General features: G+C 30.0%; 22 protein-coding genes. 6 read left to right on the forward strand and 16 right to left on the reverse strand.

Annotated features, from left to right (window positions below; translation table 11 throughout):
* Positions 1 to 49: 49 nt before the first annotated feature.
* The 4 genes from KDK92_RS00275 to KDK92_RS00290 all read left to right on the forward strand — a co-directional run bounded on the left by KDK92_RS00275 (position 50) and on the right by KDK92_RS00290 (position 3,041).
* Complete coding sequence (locus tag KDK92_RS00275) at positions 50 to 1,642, forward strand: alpha-amylase family glycosyl hydrolase (protein WP_250856926.1); 1,593 nt, start codon at positions 50 to 52, stop codon at positions 1,640 to 1,642.
* A 100-nt stretch (positions 1,643 to 1,742) separates the two neighbouring features.
* Complete coding sequence (locus tag KDK92_RS00280; RefSeq protein WP_250856928.1) at positions 1,743 to 2,273, forward strand: ferritin family protein; 531 nt, start codon at positions 1,743 to 1,745, stop codon at positions 2,271 to 2,273.
* A gap of 63 nt (positions 2,274 to 2,336) precedes the next feature.
* A complete protein-coding gene (locus tag KDK92_RS00285) occupies positions 2,337 to 2,576 on the forward strand; it encodes a YkoF family thiamine/hydroxymethylpyrimidine-binding protein (RefSeq protein WP_250856935.1) in 240 nt (79 codons plus the stop codon).
* Positions 2,577 to 2,702: 126 nt separating this feature from the next.
* Positions 2,703 to 3,041 carry a carbohydrate-binding protein gene (locus tag KDK92_RS00290; RefSeq protein WP_250856936.1) on the forward strand — a complete coding sequence of 113 codons (339 nt, stop codon included), beginning with the start codon at positions 2,703 to 2,705 and terminating at the stop codon, positions 3,039 to 3,041.
* A 108-nt stretch (positions 3,042 to 3,149) separates the two neighbouring features.
* Here KDK92_RS00290 and fliB read toward each other — a convergent pair whose 3' ends face one another.
* On the reverse strand, positions 3,150 to 4,286 hold the full coding sequence (gene fliB, locus KDK92_RS00295; protein ID WP_250856941.1) for a flagellin lysine-N-methylase: 1,137 nt from the start codon (positions 4,284 to 4,286) through the stop codon (positions 3,150 to 3,152).
* Positions 4,287 to 4,749: 463 nt separating this feature from the next.
* On the opposite strand from fliB, the gene KDK92_RS00300 reads away from it, so the two are divergent.
* Positions 4,750 to 5,820, forward strand: coding sequence for an NAD(P)H-dependent flavin oxidoreductase (locus KDK92_RS00300; protein ID WP_250856945.1), 1,071 nt, complete (start codon positions 4,750 to 4,752; stop codon positions 5,818 to 5,820).
* Between the two features lie 138 nt (positions 5,821 to 5,958).
* Here the strand turns inward: KDK92_RS00300 and KDK92_RS00305 are convergent, their stop codons facing one another.
* From KDK92_RS00305 to KDK92_RS00315, 3 genes are all read right to left on the reverse strand, one after another.
* A complete protein-coding gene (locus tag KDK92_RS00305) occupies positions 5,959 to 6,636 on the reverse strand; it encodes a class I SAM-dependent methyltransferase (RefSeq protein WP_250856946.1) in 678 nt (225 codons plus the stop codon).
* A 67-nt stretch (positions 6,637 to 6,703) separates the two neighbouring features.
* The gene (locus KDK92_RS00310; RefSeq protein ID WP_250856951.1) at positions 6,704 to 8,611 is read right to left on the reverse strand and encodes an alpha-glucosidase; all 1,908 of its coding nucleotides are present in this window, start codon (positions 8,609 to 8,611) and stop codon (positions 6,704 to 6,706) included.
* A 146-nt stretch (positions 8,612 to 8,757) separates the two neighbouring features.
* Positions 8,758 to 10,170 carry an alanine/glycine:cation symporter family protein gene (locus KDK92_RS00315; protein ID WP_250856952.1) on the reverse strand — a complete coding sequence of 471 codons (1,413 nt, stop codon included), beginning with the start codon at positions 10,168 to 10,170 and terminating at the stop codon, positions 8,758 to 8,760.
* A 385-nt stretch (positions 10,171 to 10,555) separates the two neighbouring features.
* On the opposite strand from KDK92_RS00315, the gene KDK92_RS00320 reads away from it, so the two are divergent.
* Positions 10,556 to 11,404: a diguanylate cyclase domain-containing protein gene (locus KDK92_RS00320; RefSeq protein WP_250856960.1), complete on the forward strand. Its 849-nt coding sequence runs from the start codon at positions 10,556 to 10,558 to the stop codon at positions 11,402 to 11,404.
* A gap of 64 nt (positions 11,405 to 11,468) precedes the next feature.
* Here the strand turns inward: KDK92_RS00320 and KDK92_RS00325 are convergent, their stop codons facing one another.
* From KDK92_RS00325 to KDK92_RS00380, 12 genes are all read right to left on the reverse strand, one after another.
* Positions 11,469 to 12,767: a TldD/PmbA family protein gene (locus KDK92_RS00325; protein WP_250856962.1), complete on the reverse strand. Its 1,299-nt coding sequence runs from the start codon at positions 12,765 to 12,767 to the stop codon at positions 11,469 to 11,471.
* A 2-nt stretch (positions 12,768 to 12,769) separates the two neighbouring features.
* A complete protein-coding gene (locus tag KDK92_RS24740; RefSeq protein WP_250856964.1) occupies positions 12,770 to 14,152 on the reverse strand; it encodes a TldD/PmbA family protein in 1,383 nt (460 codons plus the stop codon).
* A 127-nt stretch (positions 14,153 to 14,279) separates the two neighbouring features.
* Complete coding sequence (locus tag KDK92_RS00335) at positions 14,280 to 14,507, reverse strand: class I SAM-dependent methyltransferase (protein ID WP_250856965.1); 228 nt, start codon at positions 14,505 to 14,507, stop codon at positions 14,280 to 14,282.
* A gap of 48 nt (positions 14,508 to 14,555) precedes the next feature.
* On the reverse strand, positions 14,556 to 15,029 hold the full coding sequence (locus KDK92_RS00340; protein ID WP_250856967.1) for a DUF5673 domain-containing protein: 474 nt from the start codon (positions 15,027 to 15,029) through the stop codon (positions 14,556 to 14,558).
* A 151-nt stretch (positions 15,030 to 15,180) separates the two neighbouring features.
* On the reverse strand, positions 15,181 to 15,690 hold the full coding sequence (locus KDK92_RS00345) for a DUF1097 domain-containing protein (RefSeq protein ID WP_250856969.1): 510 nt from the start codon (positions 15,688 to 15,690) through the stop codon (positions 15,181 to 15,183).
* A gap of 320 nt (positions 15,691 to 16,010) precedes the next feature.
* Positions 16,011 to 16,622 carry a class I SAM-dependent methyltransferase gene (locus tag KDK92_RS00350; protein ID WP_250856970.1) on the reverse strand — a complete coding sequence of 204 codons (612 nt, stop codon included), beginning with the start codon at positions 16,620 to 16,622 and terminating at the stop codon, positions 16,011 to 16,013.
* A 144-nt stretch (positions 16,623 to 16,766) separates the two neighbouring features.
* Positions 16,767 to 17,972 carry a hypothetical protein gene (locus KDK92_RS00355; protein ID WP_250856975.1) on the reverse strand — a complete coding sequence of 402 codons (1,206 nt, stop codon included), beginning with the start codon at positions 17,970 to 17,972 and terminating at the stop codon, positions 16,767 to 16,769.
* Between the two features lie 171 nt (positions 17,973 to 18,143).
* Positions 18,144 to 18,683 carry a GNAT family N-acetyltransferase gene (locus KDK92_RS00360; protein WP_250856976.1) on the reverse strand — a complete coding sequence of 180 codons (540 nt, stop codon included), beginning with the start codon at positions 18,681 to 18,683 and terminating at the stop codon, positions 18,144 to 18,146.
* A gap of 168 nt (positions 18,684 to 18,851) precedes the next feature.
* Positions 18,852 to 19,238 carry a desulfoferrodoxin gene (locus tag KDK92_RS00365; protein WP_250856980.1) on the reverse strand — a complete coding sequence of 129 codons (387 nt, stop codon included), beginning with the start codon at positions 19,236 to 19,238 and terminating at the stop codon, positions 18,852 to 18,854.
* Between the two features lie 143 nt (positions 19,239 to 19,381).
* A complete protein-coding gene (locus KDK92_RS00370; protein ID WP_250856982.1) occupies positions 19,382 to 19,996 on the reverse strand; it encodes a thiamine phosphate synthase in 615 nt (204 codons plus the stop codon).
* Positions 19,996 to 21,108: a 2-iminoacetate synthase ThiH gene (thiH, locus tag KDK92_RS00375; protein ID WP_250856990.1), complete on the reverse strand. Its 1,113-nt coding sequence runs from the start codon at positions 21,106 to 21,108 to the stop codon at positions 19,996 to 19,998. Before thiH ends, KDK92_RS00370 begins: the two co-directional genes overlap by 1 nt.
* The gene (locus KDK92_RS00380) at positions 21,105 to 21,893 is read right to left on the reverse strand and encodes a thiazole synthase (RefSeq protein WP_250856998.1); all 789 of its coding nucleotides are present in this window, start codon (positions 21,891 to 21,893) and stop codon (positions 21,105 to 21,107) included. The genes thiH and KDK92_RS00380 overlap by 4 nt, the downstream gene beginning before the upstream one ends.
* Position 21,894: the final 1 nt, after the last annotated feature.

The raw sequence follows: 21,894 nt of genomic DNA on the forward strand, positions 1-21,894 counted from the left end.
TTCAGTTCCATTATTCTAGATATAGATTAACATAAAAGGGGGTATTATTTTGAGTTTTTTTAAAAAAATTAGAAAGACACTTTTCATTTATTTAGTAAGCTGCATAGTGCTATTTTCACTTTTTAGCATTGGTTATTATACAAAAATCGCCAATAAGAGAAAGGAAGTAGAAAAAAATATTAAATATGCATATGAAACAAAAAAGAATGGAGATATTTATTATCAAATATTCGTACGATCATTTAACGATTCTAATAATGATGGAATAGGTGATATAAATGGAATTACTAATAAGCTTGATTATTTAAACAATTTAGGAATTACAGGTATTTGGTTATCGCCAATATTCGAATCTCCAAGTTATCATGGATATGATGTAGCAGATTATAAAAAAGTTAATTCTGAGTTTGGTACGATTGATGACTTTAAAACACTTCTAAATGAATGTCATAGTAGAAATATTAAAGTTATTTTAGATTACGTACCAAATCACACTAGTAATCAACATTTTTGGTTTAAGCAAGCTATAAGTTCCGAAGAAAACAAATATAGAGATTACTACATTTGGGCTAATGAAAGTAGTAATTTAAGTACCATTTCACCAGTAGGTAATAAAGCTTGGGCAAAAGCAGATAATAGTTATTATTATAATACATTCTGGTCAGGAATGCCTGATTTAAATTTCGAGAATCCAGAGGTTCAAAAAGAAATAATTGACACAGCAAAATGGTGGCTGGATCTTGGGGTAGATGGATTCCGTATAGATGCGGCCCTACATATTTTTGAACCAGATAGATTTGACGATTCAATCGCTTGGTGGGATACATTCAGGAAATCTCTGACTGCTTACAAAAAAGATACTTATTTAGCTGCTGAGGTTTGGAGTTCACCAGGTGTAATAACATCATATTTCCCTGTTATGGATTCATGCTTCAATTTCAATATAGGGAAACCAATTATAAGTGCTGTTAATTCTGGTTTTGCATTTGAATTACGTAATGCTTTAAATGGAGTATATAAAACTTATAGCTATGAAATGACAGAGTCATATGTGGATGCGCCATTTTTAACTAATCATGATATGGATAGAGTTATGTCATTAGTAACTAATGAAAATCAAGCTAAGGTTGCTGCTAGTATATATCTAACTTTACCTGGAAACCCTTTCATATATTATGGTGAGGAAATTGGTATGAAGGGAAAAAAACCTGATGAACTAATACGTGAGCCATTTATCTGGAATGGTGAAGGAAAAGATGGTGAAACTTCTTGGCAAGAATTAAATTATAATCTTGATACCACTCCCGCAAATATACAACTCACAGATTCAACATCAATGTTTTCCCATTATAAGAATCTAATTGATTATAGAAAAGAAGATTCTACTTTATCAGAGGGTAATATAGAACTGATTAAGTCCCATGTAAAATTACTTTCATTCTATAGGTTCACAGATGAACAAACTGAATTAGTTATTCATAATGTGAGTGCTGATAAAGTTCAAGCTGAATTTAAAATTGATAAATCGCTAACTGGATCGATACTTAAGATCTTTAACTGTATTGAGAATGTAGATTTTTCTTATGATAAAGGCTTTATTAAGATAACTTTGCCACCTTACTCTTCAATTATTGTTAAATAAGGCGTATGAAAACAAATAAATTCAATTTGTTCTTTCATTTTAGGTACGAATGTAAATCAGATAAATATAATATATTAGAACAATTATAAGGTGATTTTTTATGAGTTATACCGTTCACAATGGTCAACCTCAAGGAATTGCTAATAATAATAGTAATTTTTTAAGGGAAGCTTTAATTGGAGAAATAGTAGCTATTAATGATTATTCACATCATATTGCTCTTTGTCCAATCAACGAAGTTTCAAAAGTACTTACACATATTATGCAAGAAGAAAAAAAGCATTATGGTATGTTTCTTGAACTTATACGAAAAAATGATGATATGCAGATGGAAAAGTATCTTGATATTATGAAAAACCATCACAGAAGAAGATCATCTCAGAAAAAGTATAGAAATACTTATGAAGGGGAAAAAATTCACATGATCAACCTTCTTAGCTTCATAAGACAAGATATAAAAGGAGAACTTGAAGCTATTATATCTTATGAACACATTCTTTCTAAAACAGTAGACAAAGCAATTATCAAGACTTTAAATGATGTAATTGGTGATGAAAAGGAACACGTAGAGGAACTTACAAAGATTTTAATGAAATATGATAAAGATTTATATGGACCTATAGAACCTTAATAATGTGAATATTTTATTGGTGAAAGGTAAAAATAAACGTAAAAAGTAAAGGAGTTTATTTTTATGATTACTGCAGAGGTTGCTGTTTACCCTTTAAAAACTAATCACGCAACAAATATTATTAATGATTCAATTAATTCATTACAAAATCAAAATGTAGAGTACTGTGTAGGTTCAATGAATACAACTATCACTGGATCTCAAGATGAAATTTTTTCTTCTCTTAAACAGATGTTTAATGAAGCAGAGCGTAGTGGCGGAGAAGTTAGTATGGTTGTTACCCTTAGTAATGCATGTGAATAATCTTCAGTAGCTAGAAGTCCTTAACAATATTGCTTTAAGGGCATCTAGCTTTTCTTAATTTCGTTTTTAGTACACTTTGATTTTCAACTAGTATATTTTTATTGAAACAATTTTCAGGAGGATAGAATGGAATTTAAATATCCTAGAAATTTTGATTTTAAGTCATACGCATTCAATTCACTTCATTTTATGGAGTGGTACCTTGACCAGAAGGAAATCTCTGATGATAATAAAATTCATCGAAACATATTGAGATTAGAAGAATGGAAACCTAATAAAGAGGATAATTATATTCCCCTTACAACCGCAGACTTGGATAGTTGGGATTTTAACCTTGCATACATTTGTGGTGACGTTGTAACATATAAAAATCACATTTATGAGGCAAAATGGTGGACTTTAGGAGATACTCCTTCAATGAATGTACAATATCATTGGGATACTCCTTGGCAAATAATCCAATAAGGCATAAGGAGAAGAAGTCACCACCCTCTTCTCCTATTAAGCAGAAACAAATATCAACTTATGTTGTAGCAGTATTTAATACTTATGTTTACCTTTACTACCCTCGCATTAAACAACTTTTGATATTTTCTTCTCATAAAATTTATTAAATTCTATATTATGCTCATAACTTTTATAAAAAACCTGTATAAATTCTATAATTTCATTTTCTAATTCTTTTCCTTTATATAAGGAGAAAATAGACTTAAATAAATAATATTTTTCTAAAATCTTATCTAATCCTATTAGGATATTTGAGTGTGAGTTTAATGGATACAAACTCATAAAAATCGAATTGATAATAAGGTTTCTATAAATATAATCATATTCCGCTTTCTCTAGATTATTTTCATAGTTTTCAATATCACATTTTTCTTTTAAAATTTCATCAATCTTCCCCTTCAACTTTAAGTTCGTTGCTGTGTGATTTGATAACTCTGATAAAAAGCTTATTATTTTTTCATATTCAATATACTTAAGCTCATTTGTTAATAATTCATATTTTTTATTTTCTATATTTGAATCCTTTATCTCTTCTATAATTTTTTCAATTTCATAAATATCATGATTTTTATCCCATTTACTTTTCACTTGACTTATAAACCACCTAGAAATTGATATGTTTATATGAATATTTTCTTTTGGGGTATTAAAGATATTTATAATTGAACTTCTTATCTCCCAGAAAAATGAACTTTCAATAGATTCTATTTCATATTCTAGAGAATCAAAAATCCTTTTTATATTAAAATTATCTTTTATTTCTTCCTCATCTTCTAAAAAATCAAATCCATCTCTTTGTAACAAAATAAGTCTAGCAGCCTCAGGACAAGATAACTTAGCACTTTTTTCATAAATTCCATCCACAATATTATAAACTCTTGGATAGTGGTAACATGTTGAAGACAGCAAATCTTCACCATATTGGCATTGAATATCACATAAATTCTTTTCATTTAAAAATGTACATTTATCGTGATTTTTTGTTAATGTACGTGCATAATTCATATTACTTTCATTATTAACTAACTGCAGTTTCCCTTTAAATATATTATTTTCTTTTTCCATTAGATTAGTATATTTCATATATGTCTCTTGATCTATAGGTATGGACCACCCAGCACAACACGTATCCTCGCAATTTGGCCCTATACATTTAAAACTCTTCATATATTTAGGTATGAAAACCTCTTTATTTTCTATCATTATTTTCTCCTCTGATACAATTATATAGATTTCTAATTGTAAAACTTATTTTATTAAAATATTCAAAAGTATTCCAACAGTATTATAAAGAACAAAGAATAGAGGTATTGATTTGTTAATACAAATCTAATATACATTTTTTCTGATATTAGGAAGAAAAATAACCTAATTTATTCTTTATTCTTTTTTCATTATTCTTTTTTCATTATTCTTTATTGTTCTTACGTTGCTATGTACTTTATACTACATGATATAAACAGAAAAATAAACAATTTTAAACAATTAGTACTATAAGTGAGTCTTTGTCCTATAAAAATATGCATTAATCCACTTATACATTTCCATTATTTGTCCTTTACATTTTCTTAGATATATATTATGCTAAAAATATATGTATTACAAAGAATACTTTGATAATCAAACATATTGACTTTCAAAAATTAATATGAAATGAGGTATTTATATGAATTTTAAACCTTTAAAAATAGGCAATATAGAAGTACCAATACCAATTATTCAAGGTGGAATGGGTGTTGGAATATCCTTATCTAACCTTGCAGGTGCTGTAGCTAAGCTAGGTGGAATAGGTGTTATATCTGCTGCACAACCTGGATATAACGAAAAAGATTTCAAAGAAAATGTTCTCAAAGCAAATATAAGAGCCTTAAAAAAACATATTGAAAGAGCAAAAGAGATTGCTCCCAAAGGTATTATTGGGGTAAATATAATGTGCGCAGCAACAAACTACGCAAAATTAGTTAAAGCATCTCTTGAAGCAGGTGCACATATGATTATTTCTGGCGCAGGTTTACCTTTGGATTTGCCTTCACTTTGCAAAGATTCTGATGTTAATTTAGTACCTATCATATCTTCAAAAAAAGCTGCAGATGTTATTTTAAGATACTGGGTAAAAAAGCATAATAGATTACCTGACGCTTTCATTTATGAAGGTCCTAAAGCTGGAGGACACCTTGGATTTAAAAGAGAAACTCTAGATTCACTGGAAAATTATAATACTGAAGAAGAAATCACTAAAATCCTTAAAACTTTAGAAGAATATAAAGAAAAACATAATACAACAATCCCATTGATAGTAGCTGGTGGAGTATATACTGGTACCGATATTGCTTCTTTCTTGAAACTCGGAGCAAGCGGCGTTCAAATAGGAAGCAGATTTGTAGCTACACATGAATGTGATGCTCATGATAATTTCAAAGAGGCATATGTGAATAGCATTAAAGATAATATAACAATTATGCAAAGTCCTGTTGGTTTACCAGGTAGAGCTATAAATAATAAGTTTCTAAAAGGGGTAAGCGAATCACGTCCAAAGTTTCCTAAATGTTTTAATTGTGTACAGAAATGCGATCCAAAAACAACACCTTTCTGTATCACAGATGCTCTTATTAATTCAGTAAAAGGTGATCTTGATAAGGGATTAATTTTCTGCGGAAGTGAAACTTATCGAATTGACAAAATTGTTTCAGTTGAAGAGCTATTTGATGAACTGCTAACCGATTTAAAAAAAGCTTAGTAAAAACCTAATGGACAACGATGGATGTTTCTACATACGCTGAAACTACACCTTATTGTTCTTTAGGACAAAAGGGTTTACTCATTTCATTTAAAATGAAACGAGTAAACCCTTTATTATCCACTATGTTTTTAATTATTATGGTTTTACTGCTTTCCAAATATATCTCCATTCTCTATAAAAAATACCTGCACTATCAGTGTGCTCAATAAGCTGTCTTTCTAATTTCTTATAATTTTCTGGTTCTGTATAATCTATGTTCCCTGGGATTCTGGTAAGGAATTTTGCAAAATCATCACGTGTATTAAAATATTCATAGGCTAAGTACTCTTTAATTTTAATATCTTTAAATCCAGCTTCTTTTAATCTTTTTACAACAATATCATATCTTTCACTGTGTATACCAAATATTGTTCCACCTGATTTCAAGCAATTATTATTTAAAATTATTGAAGTAGGTCCTCTCCTACAGTAAATCAAATCAAATTCATATGAAGATAATACATCATCTCTTGAGTCTGTACAAATAAAGTCTACATTACAAATTTCCCTTTGTTTTTTTAATTTCTTAGCAACACTGATCATTACTTCTGAAAAATCCGCTCCAATTAATTTGTCACAATATTGTGACATTTCTAAAGTAAAGTCACCATATCCACATCCCATATCTAAAACACTATTGCTATTTGACAACAAATCTATAAGTTCTTTTTCAAAAATATATTCACCAGAATTTCCCACTTTGCAAGAATTCCAATTCTTTTCATAGCCGCTTGTTTTTAATGCAATTGAATTGTACCACTCTTTACCTACCATAAATTCCTCCTTTAATTTAGTAACTATTAGTATACCAAATATAATACCATTTGTCAAATATTGCTAATTAACCTTTCTTATAAATTCTACTCTCAAATGCACTATATTCATTGGTATACCTACTTTTATTATAATTACATAATAACAACTCATATTTATCAGTATTATATTTAATGTTCTTCCTCATATTCTTCAAGTTCATTATTATTAAAAATTCTTTATCCTCATCTATTCGTATATATATAAATTGATCTTTTTTATATTGATTTATAACTTTGAATTCTCCATATATCAAAGTTGTTTCAGATTTTCGCAATGATATCATATTCTTAAAAAAGGAAAGTACAGATGTCTTATTAAGCTCTTGTTCTCGTACATTGCAATCTCTGAAATATTCACCTATCATTATCCATGGCTTTGTATTTGAGAACCCTCCATTTTTCTCATTCCCCCACATCATTGGAATTCTTGAATTATCCCTTGATCCAGTAAAAATAGAATTCATTATTTCTTCATTGGATTTTTTCTCACAGCTCAATTCCTTATATTTATTTAAACTTTCTATATCTCTTAATTGTTCTATAGATTTAAAATTCGGATTTCTCATTCCTATCTCTTGACCTTGATATATGAATGGTACCCCTTTAAGGCTTAAAATCAATACACATATCAACTTTGATAAATAATCATGAAGCGACACGTCAGATGTGACTTTATTAAGAAATCTTGGTGAGTCATGATTATCAGTAAATAGCGCAAACCAACAGCAATTAGTTGTGTTTCTTTGTAATTTTATCATAGCTCTTTTCAAATAATTCAGATCATATTCATAATCATCCCACTTATTTTTTCCAGCCATATTCATATGTTCAAAATTAAAAACTGTGCTCAATTCTCTTCTCTTTTCATGTATAAAATACTTCGCTACCTCAAGTCCAATCCCATTACATTCACCTACAGTGAATGTATCTCTTAAACCATAGGTTCTTCTATTTAACTCATTAATGTACTCATGGACTTTAGGTCCATAGACATAGTTTTCAATTCCCATAAATCCCGTAAGTCTCCCTATTATTTCATTACCATCTGGAAGCCCATCTTTCTTAGAAATAAAGTTTATTACGTCTAACCGAAATCCATCTACCCCTTTATTCAACCACCAATTAACCATATAATATATTTTTTCTCTCAACTCTTTATTTTCCCAGTTCAAATCAACTTGTTTCTCCGTAAAAAGATGAAGATAGTATTCCTTAGTTGGTTGATGAAATTTCCACGCACTCCCGCTGAATAAAGATTCCCAATTATTAGGTAATCCTTCATTTTCATTTCCTTTTCTCCATATATAATAATTTCTAAAAGCATTGTCTTTATCTTTACATGATTCTTTAAACCACTCATGTTCATCACTTGTATGATTAATAACAAGATCCATTATTATTCTCATATCCCTTTGGTGACATTCAGAAATTAATTCCTCAACATTCTCCATTGTGCCAAATTCGCTCATTATCTTAAAGTAATTCCTAATATCATACCCATAATCATCATTAGGAGAATCATATATTGGACTTAACCATATAACATCTATACCTAGTTCTTTTAAATAATCTAACTTTCTTATGATTCCTTTTATATCCCCAATTCCATCATTGTTAGAGTCTTTAAAACTCCTTGGATAAATCTGATAAAAAACCGCTTCCCTCCACCAAGTTTTACTTACCACTTCATTATCTTCTGGTAATTTCTCCATTTCATATAAATTCATTTTTTCACATAGCACATCAATAATCTCATCATCAATGTATTTGTTAAATAATTTACTTAGGTGTTTAAGTTTCATTCTTCTTACAATGGGATTTATTATTATTCCTTCCTTTTCAAGAAGCCCCGCCTCCCTCAGCAATTGATCAAAAATATCCCTCCCAACTGCGTTTTGAAGTACTTCCCCAACCTTACTCTCCCTATTAAACAACTCCCCATCTCCAATTACCAATATTTTACTTAATTATAACATCCCCTTTTCCGAACATCAATAAAACAGAATAACAAAAAATCGCAAGCTTTGCTTGCGATTGAGTTTGTTGACAAAGTTACAATATATTGTTTTCACTCTGTTTTCTATTGTCTGTTTGGCCAACACTCTATATTTTCCAAACCATCTATTGAATCTTTGTAAAACACAGGATCTTTCCCTTGTTGTCTTTGCTTTAAGTAATCTTTTAAAGCTTTAACAGCAACATTTCCTAACTTCAGTATAGCAATAAGATTTATCAATGCCATAAGTCCCATAAATAAATCTGCAAGATCCCATACTAATTGAATCTTCGCTACTGAACCCATTAGTACCATACCAATAACAAAAACTCTATACGCTGTCACATAAGATTTCTTTGAAGTTATAAACTCGATATTTGTTTCTCCATAATAATAGTTCCCAATTATTGAACTGAATGCGAATAAAAGTATACAAATAGCAATAAATGAATTTGCCCATGGTCCAACTTCTGAACTCAAAGCCGCCTGTGTAAGTTGTATTCCACTCAATCCTTCTGTTGTATACACTCCTGAAATTAAAATAATGAACGCTGTTGCACTACAAATTAAGATTGTATCAGTAAATACTCCTAATGTTTGAATCAGACCCTGTTTTACAGGATGACTCACGTTTGCAGTAGCAGCTGCATTAGGCGCACTACCCATACCAGCTTCATTTGAGAACAAGCCTCTTTTTATACCTTGCATAAGTGCAATTCCGATTCCCCCACCAACTGCTTGTTTTAGTCCAAAGGCACTACTGATAATTAAAGAAAATACATCTGGAATTGCTGTAATGTTTTTTATTATAACAAAAGCTGCAACAAGCAAGTATATAACCGCCATAACAGGCACTAATACCTCTGATACTTTTGCTATTCTATTTACTCCACCAAAAATAACTGTAGCAGTTATTACTGCTATTACTACACCAATTAATAATCTATCTACGTTATACGCACCTTGGAATGCATATGAAATTGTATTGGATTGCACTGCATTAAATACTAATCCAAAACATAGTGTTATAAGAATCGAAAATACTATTCCCATCCACCTTTTATTTAATGCTTTTTCCATATAATATGCTGGTCCACCTCTGAAACCATCATTATCTTTTACCTTATATATTTGAGCTAATGTGCTCTCTACAAAGCTAGACCCTGCTCCTATTAAAGCAATCAACCACATCCAGAAGACCGCCCCTGGCCCCCCTACTGCAATTGCCAAAGCAACTCCTGCTAAATTTCCTGTACCTACTCTAGATGCAGTACTTATACAAAATGCCTGAAAGGATGTAACCCCTTTTTTCTTATCTCCTTTTGCAGCCCCCGCTGCACCCTCACCTAGTAACTTAAACATATGCCCTAGCAGCCTGAATTGTACAAACTTTAATTTAAATGTAAAATACAACCCAGAAAAAATTAATAATATAATTAATACATAAGACCATAAAACCGTATTACTGCTAGAAACTATATTTTCCAATATATTCATATGGACCCTCCTCTTCATTAGTAACATAGACACAATTGTACATCATTCGACATCTAATGTCAATTTTTTTAATATTCAGTCTTTTCAATCCATATTCCCTTTCACCACTCCCCATTGTAAACTCTTCTTATTCCCCTGTTTTAAGCTTTGTTTAGAAAATACTTCATTTTATACTAAAACAATAAAACCTCACAAAAGAATTTTAATTTCATCTTTCTTGCAATCCTTTTTAAGTTTTAGTTATAACTTAGATTTAATCACTATTCAAAATCACATAGCAAGTATTCAAACCTTTTTACGTTAAATTATATCTTTGGAAAAAAAATCATATTTCAATATCCGACTCATGATATACTAGTTTTAAGATATCTTAGGGGGAAATAAAATGAATAATTTCGAAATAATAGACAGAATACAGCTAGCGATAAACTTTATAGAAGAAAATCTTAAAAATCATATCACAATTGAAGATATTTCTTCTTCAGCATTTATGTCTAAATCTAGTTTCTATAATCTCTTTTCTAGTATAACTGGAGTGACACTTAAAGAATATGTACGGAAAAGAAGATTGAACGAATCTGCTAAAATACTATTAAATGAGAATTCAAGCATTTTAGATATAGCCTTTATTTATCAATATAATAGTTATGAGGCATACTCAAGAGCATTCAAAAAATTATTTGGAATTTCCCCAATTTCATTTAGAAAAAACAAAATAAATATTGATATATATCCTAGGATTAGTTTTAAAAATACCAAAATTCAAGGAGTTGTTAAAATGATTAGTAATTTCACAAGTAATGATGTAGTTTTAGAAAATATAAGAAACTCAAATAATGGGTTTGTTTTAGACATTGATATTGATTCATTTGATAATATAAATACAAACTTTGGCCATAAAAATGGTGACATTGTTATACTGGAAGTTCATAACCGTATTAAGGATGTTTTAAAATCCAATAATGTAAATACAGAAGTCTATAGAATAGCTGGAGATGAGTTTGGTGTTGTATTAAAAGATATAGGAAAAAATCTATCCCTAAAAATTTCATCAGACATAATATCTTCTTTAAATTCTCCTATAAAAGGCGAAGACGCAGAAATCTCTTGCACTTTAACAATTGGGATTTCTGAATTTTCCATAGATATAGATAGTTCTGTGGTCTTAAATAGTGCTAAAAAAGCAATGTTCACGGCAAAAGAAAAAGGCAAGAATCAATATTGTTTTCTATAAAGTCTAAAAATAATTCCTGCAGTACATAATAAAGCACAGAAACCCATAGTTTCTGTGCTTTATTCTATTTACCTGAAACTATCACTCCATCAAATAGGATCCATGGCAAATCATTATTTCCATCAGTCACTGTTTCTTTTGAAACATCCACCACTGAGTTAAACATTTCTCCTAGATTTCCTGATATCATAGCCTCATTTATAGCCTGCTTTATCTCTCCATCTTTGATATAAAAACTATTCTTTGCCACTCCAGAAAAATCTCCACTGCTTGATGGATTTCCTCCTGAGAATCTACATAAGAGAATTCCTTCATCAATAGACTTCACCATTTCTTCAAAACTACTGTTTCCTGCTTCTATTGTCCAAGCAACTCCATTATTCTTAGATCTTTCTTTACCTGTCTTATTCGCTCCATACTGGGTCAAAATAAATGATTTTAAAACCCCTTTATCTATTACAGTCATATCTTCAGCTACAAAGCCATCACTAGTTATAAAATTTCCACCTGGAAGACTATCAGATATCATATTAGATTTTACTGTAAGCTTTTTATCAGCTATGCATTCTCCAAGCTTATCTTTAAATATACTCGTTCCTGATATTAGGGGGAAATCATTTAAATAACAGTTCACATAATACATCAACATATCATTCATACACTCTGGAGTAACTAATATTTTCCCAGTGTATTTACCCTCAAATGGAATAGCTTCTGTTTCTTTCTCTGACTGATCTAATACTCTTTTAAAATAATTAAAATTAAAAAGTTCATTTTCTATTTCTTTCACACTTATCCCAGAATAATTGAATGAAGATGCCTTTCCATTCTTCTTAGAAGTGAAGAATATACTCATATCATATACACTTCTTATCTCAACTAGCTCAACTCCGTTTGTATTCATTATCAACGCTTCACTTTTATTAAACTCAAGAATTGATTCTTCTAAATGCAAATAAGGATATCTATCTTTTATTATATCTAAAAACTCTTGGAACTTGCTATACATCTTATCTAGATTAGGTTCCATATCTCCATATGTGAATTCTCGTTTTTCTTGATATGGAGCAATATCAAAAGCTTCATCCTTCTCACCATTTTTACTGAGAGTTATAATTTCTTTACATGCTTCCTCTATGCTATTTTTATCTATATTATTTATTTTTAAAGATGCTTGTCTATCATCTTTTATAGCTCTTAAATCAAGTGTAATATCTTCATTTGTTCTTAAAAGAGATATATCACCTTGAAACACATTAAACTCAAACTTTTCTTTTCTCTGAATTACTCCCTGAACCTTATCTGCTCCCATATTCTTAAGATTAACAAAACTATATAATAACGCTTCTTTTCTTTCTTTCATAATTACTTACCCCCTATGTTAACCTTACATTTTATTGCAGGGCCACCCATACCTACTGATATAGGCTGTTTCTTTCCACAGAATCCAGCGCTTTCCCATGACATATCGTCAGATATCATAGTAACAGATTTAAGAACATCAAAGGCAACCCCTGCGATTGTAGTATCTCGTATAGCTTTTCCTAGTTTACCATTCTTGATTTCGTACCCTTTAACTACTCCAAACATAAATTCACTTGTAGAATCCGCTTGTCCATTCGATGAAGTCATTAAGTAATATCCATCTTCTACTGAAGAAATCATATCTTGTAACCTACTATTTCCAGGGATTATAGCAGTATTTCTCATTCTTATTAATGGTTCATCATTAAATTGAAAAGCCCTTCCATTTCCCTTTGGTTTTACTCCAAAATATGCCGCACTTTCTTTATTATGCATATATCCTTTTAGTATACCTTTTTCAATTATTGTAACGTCTTCAGCAACTGTTCCCTCATCATCTATATACAAAGGTATTGGGCATTGTTTCCCTTGTGCTGTATGAGCAAAATCAACTAATGTAACCAATTCACTTGCACATTGCCTACCTAAGTAGTCTCTAGCTATTGACCCACCCATAACTCCGTCTGCTTCAGTAGTGTGCCCAATGGCTTCATGCGCTAGTATTCCAGCTAAAGATGAATCTAAAATTACATCCTTAACACCTGATTTAGCATATACTCCTTCAACTTTATCTTTTAGACAATTATATAATTCATCTATCTTCTTATACAATTCCTCAGGTGATCCAAAATTATCTTCATACTCACCAGTACCACCAAATATTTCATATAACGAAATAGGCATACCTTCTTTATCTTCCATTACAAGATCTACAAATATAATTGTAATAGGAATATACGTATAGTAACTGCTTTCTTCAGAGTTTATTAACTCTTTATTTGTAGCATAACTCACGTAAGATAATGTTCTATTAACTAAACCTTCGCATTTTTCTAAAATATAGTTATCTAATTCTTTTATAAATTCCATTTTTTCTTTATCCTGTACTTTTTTATTACCAGTGGATAAATCTAAAATATTTTCTGCACTTATATGCTCAAGCTCCCCCACCTTCCGTGTTTTTTTAGATGATAGAAACTGAGCATTATGCTCGGCTTGCTTAATTACTCTTCTCACACTTTCCTCGCTCATATTTGGTGCTGATGCAAATCCCCATGCTCCAGAATTAAAAGCTCTTGAGCTAATTCCGGTTGTTGTTTCCTTATTATTTCTAATCAAATTACCATCCACCAATACCATTGAGTGTTTGGTGTATGTTTGTGCTCTTAACTCATTGTAACCAGTAAAAAAATTCTTAAAATGCCTAACTGAATTTTTTATCACTTAAGCTACCCCCTTTAAATTCATAATAATACTATTTTATCATAATTTTACATTTCATCCTAGTGTAACCATAGGCACTGTTCAATTATAATTGTTTTGTACACAAACATTTGTTTTAATTCTTTATTTAGGCAATTCGAAATAAAACCTCTGCATCAAATCGTATACCATGAGCATCCTTATATTCCATACTCTCAATAAACGATGTTGATAATCCACATAAAACATTATCAAAACTATTGTCAAAAAAATCTAACTTCTCAGCGTCCATTTGTATAAGTTTAGCATTACACAAATCTTGTTCACAAATAAGTGCCTGTGTTTCAAAATAGTAGACTTTTTCTTTTATAAACAAAATAAAGATATACCAAATAGGTATATCTTCTGGAGACATTTAATTTTCTTATTTATTATATTTTTTTATTATTTTTTCTAGTTCACCACATGAATCATATTCAACTATAACAACAGCATTCATCTTTATTCCTGATTTATCAAATCTTATAATTAACTTATTTCCATTCCACTCAAAGGACTCTACATCTTTCCATTCAGTTATAATCTGATTAACAAGAATACCATTATTATTTATTCTGAAAGCATTATGCTCAAAATAAACAAAAGAACATAAATAGAATATAATTGCTATATTCATAACAGTGTATGTGTTTACCCCAAAATTATTTATAGTCATTATAAACCTAATAATCATTAAAACAGCAAATATAGCGAATATATATTTATTCTTACTCTTTGTTTTTACCTTTCCCGTGAAAATGCTATTTCCAAAATCTTTTCTTCCTTTAATATTTCTAATGGTTATTCCAACTGATGCAATTAAAATTAAAATAGAGAAAATCCCTAAAAAATTATCCATATACTCCTCCTTCGTTAATTTAAACTTCATTGTATATCAGTGATCTTTCATTGTCAATTTCATTTTGGTATATCAAATTTATTCTTAACTAAAATTCAAAAAAAATCATAAAGATACCTTATAGGCTTCTTTATGATTTTAATTACTTATCTTAAACAGCTGCTTTATCTATAACCATCTCTTCTTTTGACTCATACTTCATAATTTTTAATATTACATCAGTTAATATTTCTGAAGCGAATCCAGCAAATGACCCGCATGCTAAAGAAATAATTGTTATCGGGAAATTCATCCCTGATGCAATCAATGCCGACCATCCTAAAAATGCCGCTGGAATAAACGAAACTAAAGAAAATTTAGACTGCAATATTATTCCACATGAACCTAGTCCATTAGTAGCAGCAATAGCCCCTGTTTCTCCTATTAAAGGTATTAATGGAGTCGCAAGAAATGAAGTTGCTATACCCCAGCATGTACCACTGAAATTTGCGATCAAAGCTTTTTTTACACCTTTCATTCCATTACCACCAGCTGCAAAGAAACTTGACCAAGCTATAAACCCAGCAACCGTACTTAAACCTAACATAAAGCTCCCAACTGTCCAAGCAAACCCTATTATTCCACTACTAATACCTATAGCTAATAGTTTTTTCATATCCATATTTACACTCCTCCTGATCTCATTTCTGTTGAACTTGCCATCGTTCGCACATTTGCCACTTTAGCACATGAATTATTATATTCAAATTATGTATTACTTAGTTTTGAAAAATAAAAAAGTCCCTATACACATCCGATAATTTGAATTATGTATAGGGACGAAAGTTTTCGTGTTATCACCCTATGCTACAGCAATTTATACTGTATGCTCTCTATCGGTAGCAAACCGTATAACCAATAATTTTATTTTAAAATTGCGTCCTATATTATTTTATAAATATTTTTGTGATTTTTCAAGTATATTTTTAAAAAATATAGTCTTTATTTTAATTTTTTTTCTGAAACTAATATAAAATATCCAGATTTCTTATTCTCTATAATACAGTTTCCAAACAATGATTCAAGTTTTTCTTGCGAACTTGGTGCACCTTGTTTTTTCTGAATAACAACATATATTTTTCCACCATCATTTAAATGCTCAGCTGCTCCTTCATAGATACCATGAACAACCTCTTTTCCTGCTCTAATTGGAGGATTTGTTATTATATAATCATATTTCTTAGTAACACTGTCTAATTTATCAGATTTAAATACTTTAACTCTATCCCCTACTCCATTTGCTTCTGCATTCTCTGATGCTAACTCCATAGCTCTCTCATTAACATCTACCATTGTTACATTTATCTCAGGATAGAACTTTGCAAACGTCACTCCAAATGTACCATATCCACATCCTACATCTAGAAGATCACCTTTAATATTCTTATTATTATCTAAAAATGTTTTAATAAGTAAATCTGATCCAAAATCAACTTTAGTCTTAGAAAAGACTGCATTACTGCTAGTTAATTTTATTTTCTCACCATTGATATAATAATCTAATGTATGTTTTTTATGTTCTGTACTTGATGTACTACTAAAATAATGTTCCACACTCTTCACCATAACTTTCTATATTATGTAATGCATATAATAAAATAATGCTCATAAATAAAATGAGCATTACTTCTACTATAAGTATAAGATAAATACCTTATTAATTCAAGTTCATACTTTGAACACTCAGAATTCAAACAACTAATTGTTTAAATTCTTCTTAAATTCAAAACTCTTCAATTCACCTTTAACTATCACTCCATTACATTCAACAAATGTTTGATAATAAATTGTTCCCTCATTAACATCCTTTATTGATTGTATAAAATAATCATCTCTTTGATTATCATAGTATGATTTTGTTGATAATTCATCTTTACTATATCCCCAATAAAAACCATACTTATAACTTCTCATTGAATTCATATTTTCACACTTACCTATAAATAATACTGTGTTTTTTTCATATCCATTTAATGCATTAACAGTTACAACCTCTAATCCTTCTTGCTTTTCCATACAAAACCCTAATATAACACCTTTTGTTATTTCATCATCATATTCAATAAATGCCTGATAATAATACGTCTTCCCCTTTTCAACATTATCTATCTCATAATCCCTAAAACCATTATGTCTGTTTTTTTCTTTTATTGAGATTTTTTTTGTTAAGTTATCCTTATCATTCCCTATAAAGAATCCGTAATCAAGTACCTCATTATTATCAATATCATTAAACATACCACTTATTATAACTTTATTATCTTGAGCAAATCGGTTTCCAAATGTATTGACATTATTCCCATCCCAATTATTGTTCCGGTTGTTGTTCCAATTATTATTCCAATTACCAAATTTGTTTTGATATAAATTTTTATTAAATTCTTCATTGCTCCCCTTATGGAACCAATGCACTTCTCCTTTTATAATTTCATCTTCATATTCGATAAATGCCTGATAATAATATGTCTTTCCTGTTTCAAAATCTATTTCATAGTCCATAAAACCACTCTGTCTATCTTCTTCTCTTAACGATATTTTTTTAGTAAGATTCTCCTCTTCATTTCCAATAAAGAATCCATAATCACGTACCTCATCATTATCAATATCATTAAACATACCACTAATTATAGCTTTATTGTCCCTTGTAAATCTATTTCCTAATGTTTTAACAGTTTGTCCTCCCCAATTCTTCCAGTTATTGTTACAGTTATTGTTCCAGTTATTGTTACAGTTATTATTCCAATTATTGAATTGATTTTTCTTCATTTCTTCAATTTCACTTTTTATCTTTTTAAAATTGATTTCACTGTTTTTTTCAGAATCATCTGCAAAAACATTACATGTTGTTAAAAGAAACAACATAATCAAACTTATTAGAGTTCCCTTAATTAATGTCTTCCTCATACAATTATCCCTCCCATAATTAATACCTAATTTTAACATCTTATGGATTTTATTTCAACGAAACTTATGACTATATATTTGTAATTATTAATAAACAAAAAAAATTTTCTTATGGAAAATCCTCGCAAATCATTTGATTAACGAGGATTTATATATATTATTATAAATTACTTATTTATTCCATTCATGTGATAAGATTGCATATTCATAAGAATCATGCCATATAGGTTGTCCTTCAGATGTTTTTTTGAACCAAACATTTTGTAGCATACACCCTTCTCTTCTCATAGATAATCTCTCTAATAGTTTCCATGAAGGAGTATTATTGATATTTGCATGAGCTATTATCCTATGTGCCTGTTTTTCTTCAAATCCATATTGAAGTATTCTCATTGCTGCTTCTGTTGCATAGCCTTTACTGTAGAACTTTGGATTAAATATATATCCAATTTCCCAAGTGTTGAATTCTTCTGGTTCATTGAAATTGAAATATATCTGACCTATCATCTTATTATTTTCTTTTAAGCAAACTGCCCAAAAACAACTATCTTCCCCTGCTTCATATCTTCCTTTTGCCGCTTCCTTGCACTCTTCTTCACTAAACGTATAAAACTCTTCAAATTTTACTACTTCTGGAATTGATAAATATTCGTATAAATCTTTCCAATCCTCTGTCTTAAATCTTCGTACTATTAGTCTTTCTGTTTCCATTCATTAATCCCCTTTAATTATGTAATTCTACTCTTGACTACTATATTATATATTAATTGTATAATATATACAATGTTTTTTTCAAAATCTATATCTATTGTCTCATAATTACTCCCTAGAAAACCAAAACTACTCCATACATTTTCAAAGGAGTAGTTTTTACATCTACTATGATTTTTTTTCCCAAAGACCATGTAAATTACAATATTCTCTTGCAACTACTTTATCTGCTTTCTCTACCTTGAATGTTACTTCTGGTATATCATTATGAGTAAATTCTTTTCTGTAGATTCTACTACCAACTATCAATTCAACCCATTGAATATAATGTTTTTCCATCATTGGGTGATTTTGATTTTCTCCAATTCTTACTTTATAACCCTCTTCAATCTCTTCAATGAATGGTACATGTTTTTCAACAGATGTATCAGCTGTTTGCCCTTGTAAAAGTTCCATCTTTTCACCACAGCATACCATAGGTGCACCATTCCCCTTAATTACCTCAACAATATTTCCGCACCTATTACATCTGTAAATCTCCAAATTTTTAGTCATTTTAACCCCTCCATTTAACACATAATATAATATCAATTTTCTAGTTAACCATAGATTTTATTACCTTTTATGTTAACCATACTAGTTAATCTAAATTGTAATCATATTATTTATATTCAATACTTTTTTAAAAATACCTTTTATTACAAGATATCTTTTATCTCTTGTATTGCTGACATTAAAGCAATTCCATCCAGACAAGTATTCCCCAGTAATTTAAGATAGTTATGTTTTTTTATTCCCCCAAGTGCAATCAACTTTGGTACAATTTTATTTTGAGATTGATATATTTCATAAAAATCATGTATCATCTTTTCTAACCCAGTGATTCCTAAAGTTTTCACAGTATTTTTACAGGATGGTTGAAATATTGGGGAAATCAAGGCATAATCTGGAGAAACTTTCTCTGTTAGCTTTATTTCTTCTTTATTATGAGCTGACACACCAATCTTTCCAAAGTCATTAAGATCGACTCTATTATTAATAATCTTTTCCATATTTTTAACATTCAGATGAAATCCATCTGGTTTAAGATTCAGAAGTTCTTTAGTTGGATATGCATTTATTATTAATTGAAAATCATATTGTTCTTTAAGAACTCTTAGTTCTTTGCAAATCTTATCAATATCTGAAAGACTATCATATCCTCTGACTATAACGATATTTACTCCATGTTTAATACCTTCTTTTTGTTTTTTTATCATAATGTTTAACTCATCACGATGATCTGTAATCGCTACAATTATACTTCTGCTCATCAAAGTAACATCCAATCTTTGAGTACTGGTTGATATCCTACTCTTTCTATCATTTTGATAACATCTTCAACTGATGACTCATCTGATATTTTAAATTGCTTTTCACTATTCTTATTAATTTTATGTCCACCAACTTCTGTTGATACTCCCGCTGACATTTTGTTTACTCCAATAGGAATTAGATTTTCTCTCATACTCTTTGATTCTCTAGTTGATATATTTATAGAACAATGTGGTAGAAACAACTTCAATGCTGAAAATATTTGGACAAACTCTCTATCTGTAATCTCATTATATTTATAAGGTACATTTTCTGTTGATGATATTTCTTTTATTCTTGGAAGTGATATTCCCACCTCCACCTCAGGAAATTTTTCCGAAAGATATTTTGCATGCAATCCAACTTTATAAATTTCTACTCTCCAATCATCCAATCCTAATAGAGCACCAATATTTATGGTTCTCACTCCAGCAATACAGGCCCTTTCTGGTGTATCTAACCTGTATAAATAATCTCTTTTAGGTCCTTTAATATGAACGTTTTTGTATATTTCTCTGTCATATGTTTCTTGATATATCGTAACCCCATCAATTCCAGCATCTACAAGTTCTTTATATTGATGAGTCTTCATTGGATATACTTCTAAAACAACAGATTGAAAATACTCTCTAAGTATCTTAACAGCATCCTTAATATATTCTACTGAAGTTTTAACTTCTGATTCACCAGTCAACAATAAGATATGCTTTATTCCTGTCTTACTTACTTCTTCCGCTTCTTCTCTTATCTCATCAAGTGTTAGTTTATTTCGCTTTATAGAATTGTTACAATTAAAACTACAGTATAAACAACGATTAACACAATAGTTAGAAATATACATTGGGGTATACAGAGTAATTGCTTTCCCGAAATGTTTTAAGGAGTTTATTCTTGAGTTTTGAGCCATATGTTCAAGGTTATTTGCACCTTCTTGTGAGAGCAATTGTAAAAACTCATGCTCATCAATTTGCTCTTTATTTAAAATTTTGATTATATCATCATTGCTAACTGTTTCAATTTCTCTTAATATTTTTTCAATATCTAATTCGTCTAATACTTTACTAATACTCATATTTTATCTCCTAAAAAACCTGTTAATGGTGATGATGCTTCAGCTCTATTTAGAACTCGTCCTAATTTTGCTTCATATGCTAATCTACCTGCTTCCACTGCCATACCAAAAGCTCTTCCCATTATTACTGGATCCTGCGCTGTGGCAATCGCCGTATTTACCAATACAGCATCTGCTCCCATTTCCATTGCAAAAGCAGCTTCTGAAGGTTTCCCTATTCCTGCATCTACAATAATAGGTATATTAATTTCATCTATAATAATCTTTATCATCTCTTCTGTTCTTATTCCTCGATTGGACCCAATAGGTGAGCCCAAAGGCATAACAGTAGCTGCGCCTGCATCCACTAATCTCTTTGCATCCATAAGATCTGGACTCATATATGGTAATACAACAAATCCTTCTTTAGCCAAAACCTCAGTTGCTTTTATAGTCTCCATGTTATCCGGTAAAAGATACTTATTATCTCTCACTACTTCTATTTTAACCCAATCTCCGCACCCCATAGCACGAGCTAACCTAGCAATCCTTATAGCCTCTTCTGCTGTTCTTGCTCCTGATGTATTAGGAAGTAATTGTATACCTTTAGGAATAAAATTTAAAATATTATGTTCTTTTGAATCTAAATCAACTCGTCTAAGAGCCATTGTTATTACTTCTGATTCACTACTCTCAATAACACTAGGAATAATAGACTTTGATGGAAACTTACCACTTCCAATAAACAACCTACTATTCAATGTCCTTCCACCGATTATTAATTTATCTTTCTTAATACTACACATA

The organism is Oceanirhabdus seepicola (assembly GCF_023684385.1).
In the GTDB taxonomy this organism is placed as follows: Bacteria; Bacillota; Clostridia; order Clostridiales; family Clostridiaceae; genus Oceanirhabdus; species Oceanirhabdus seepicola.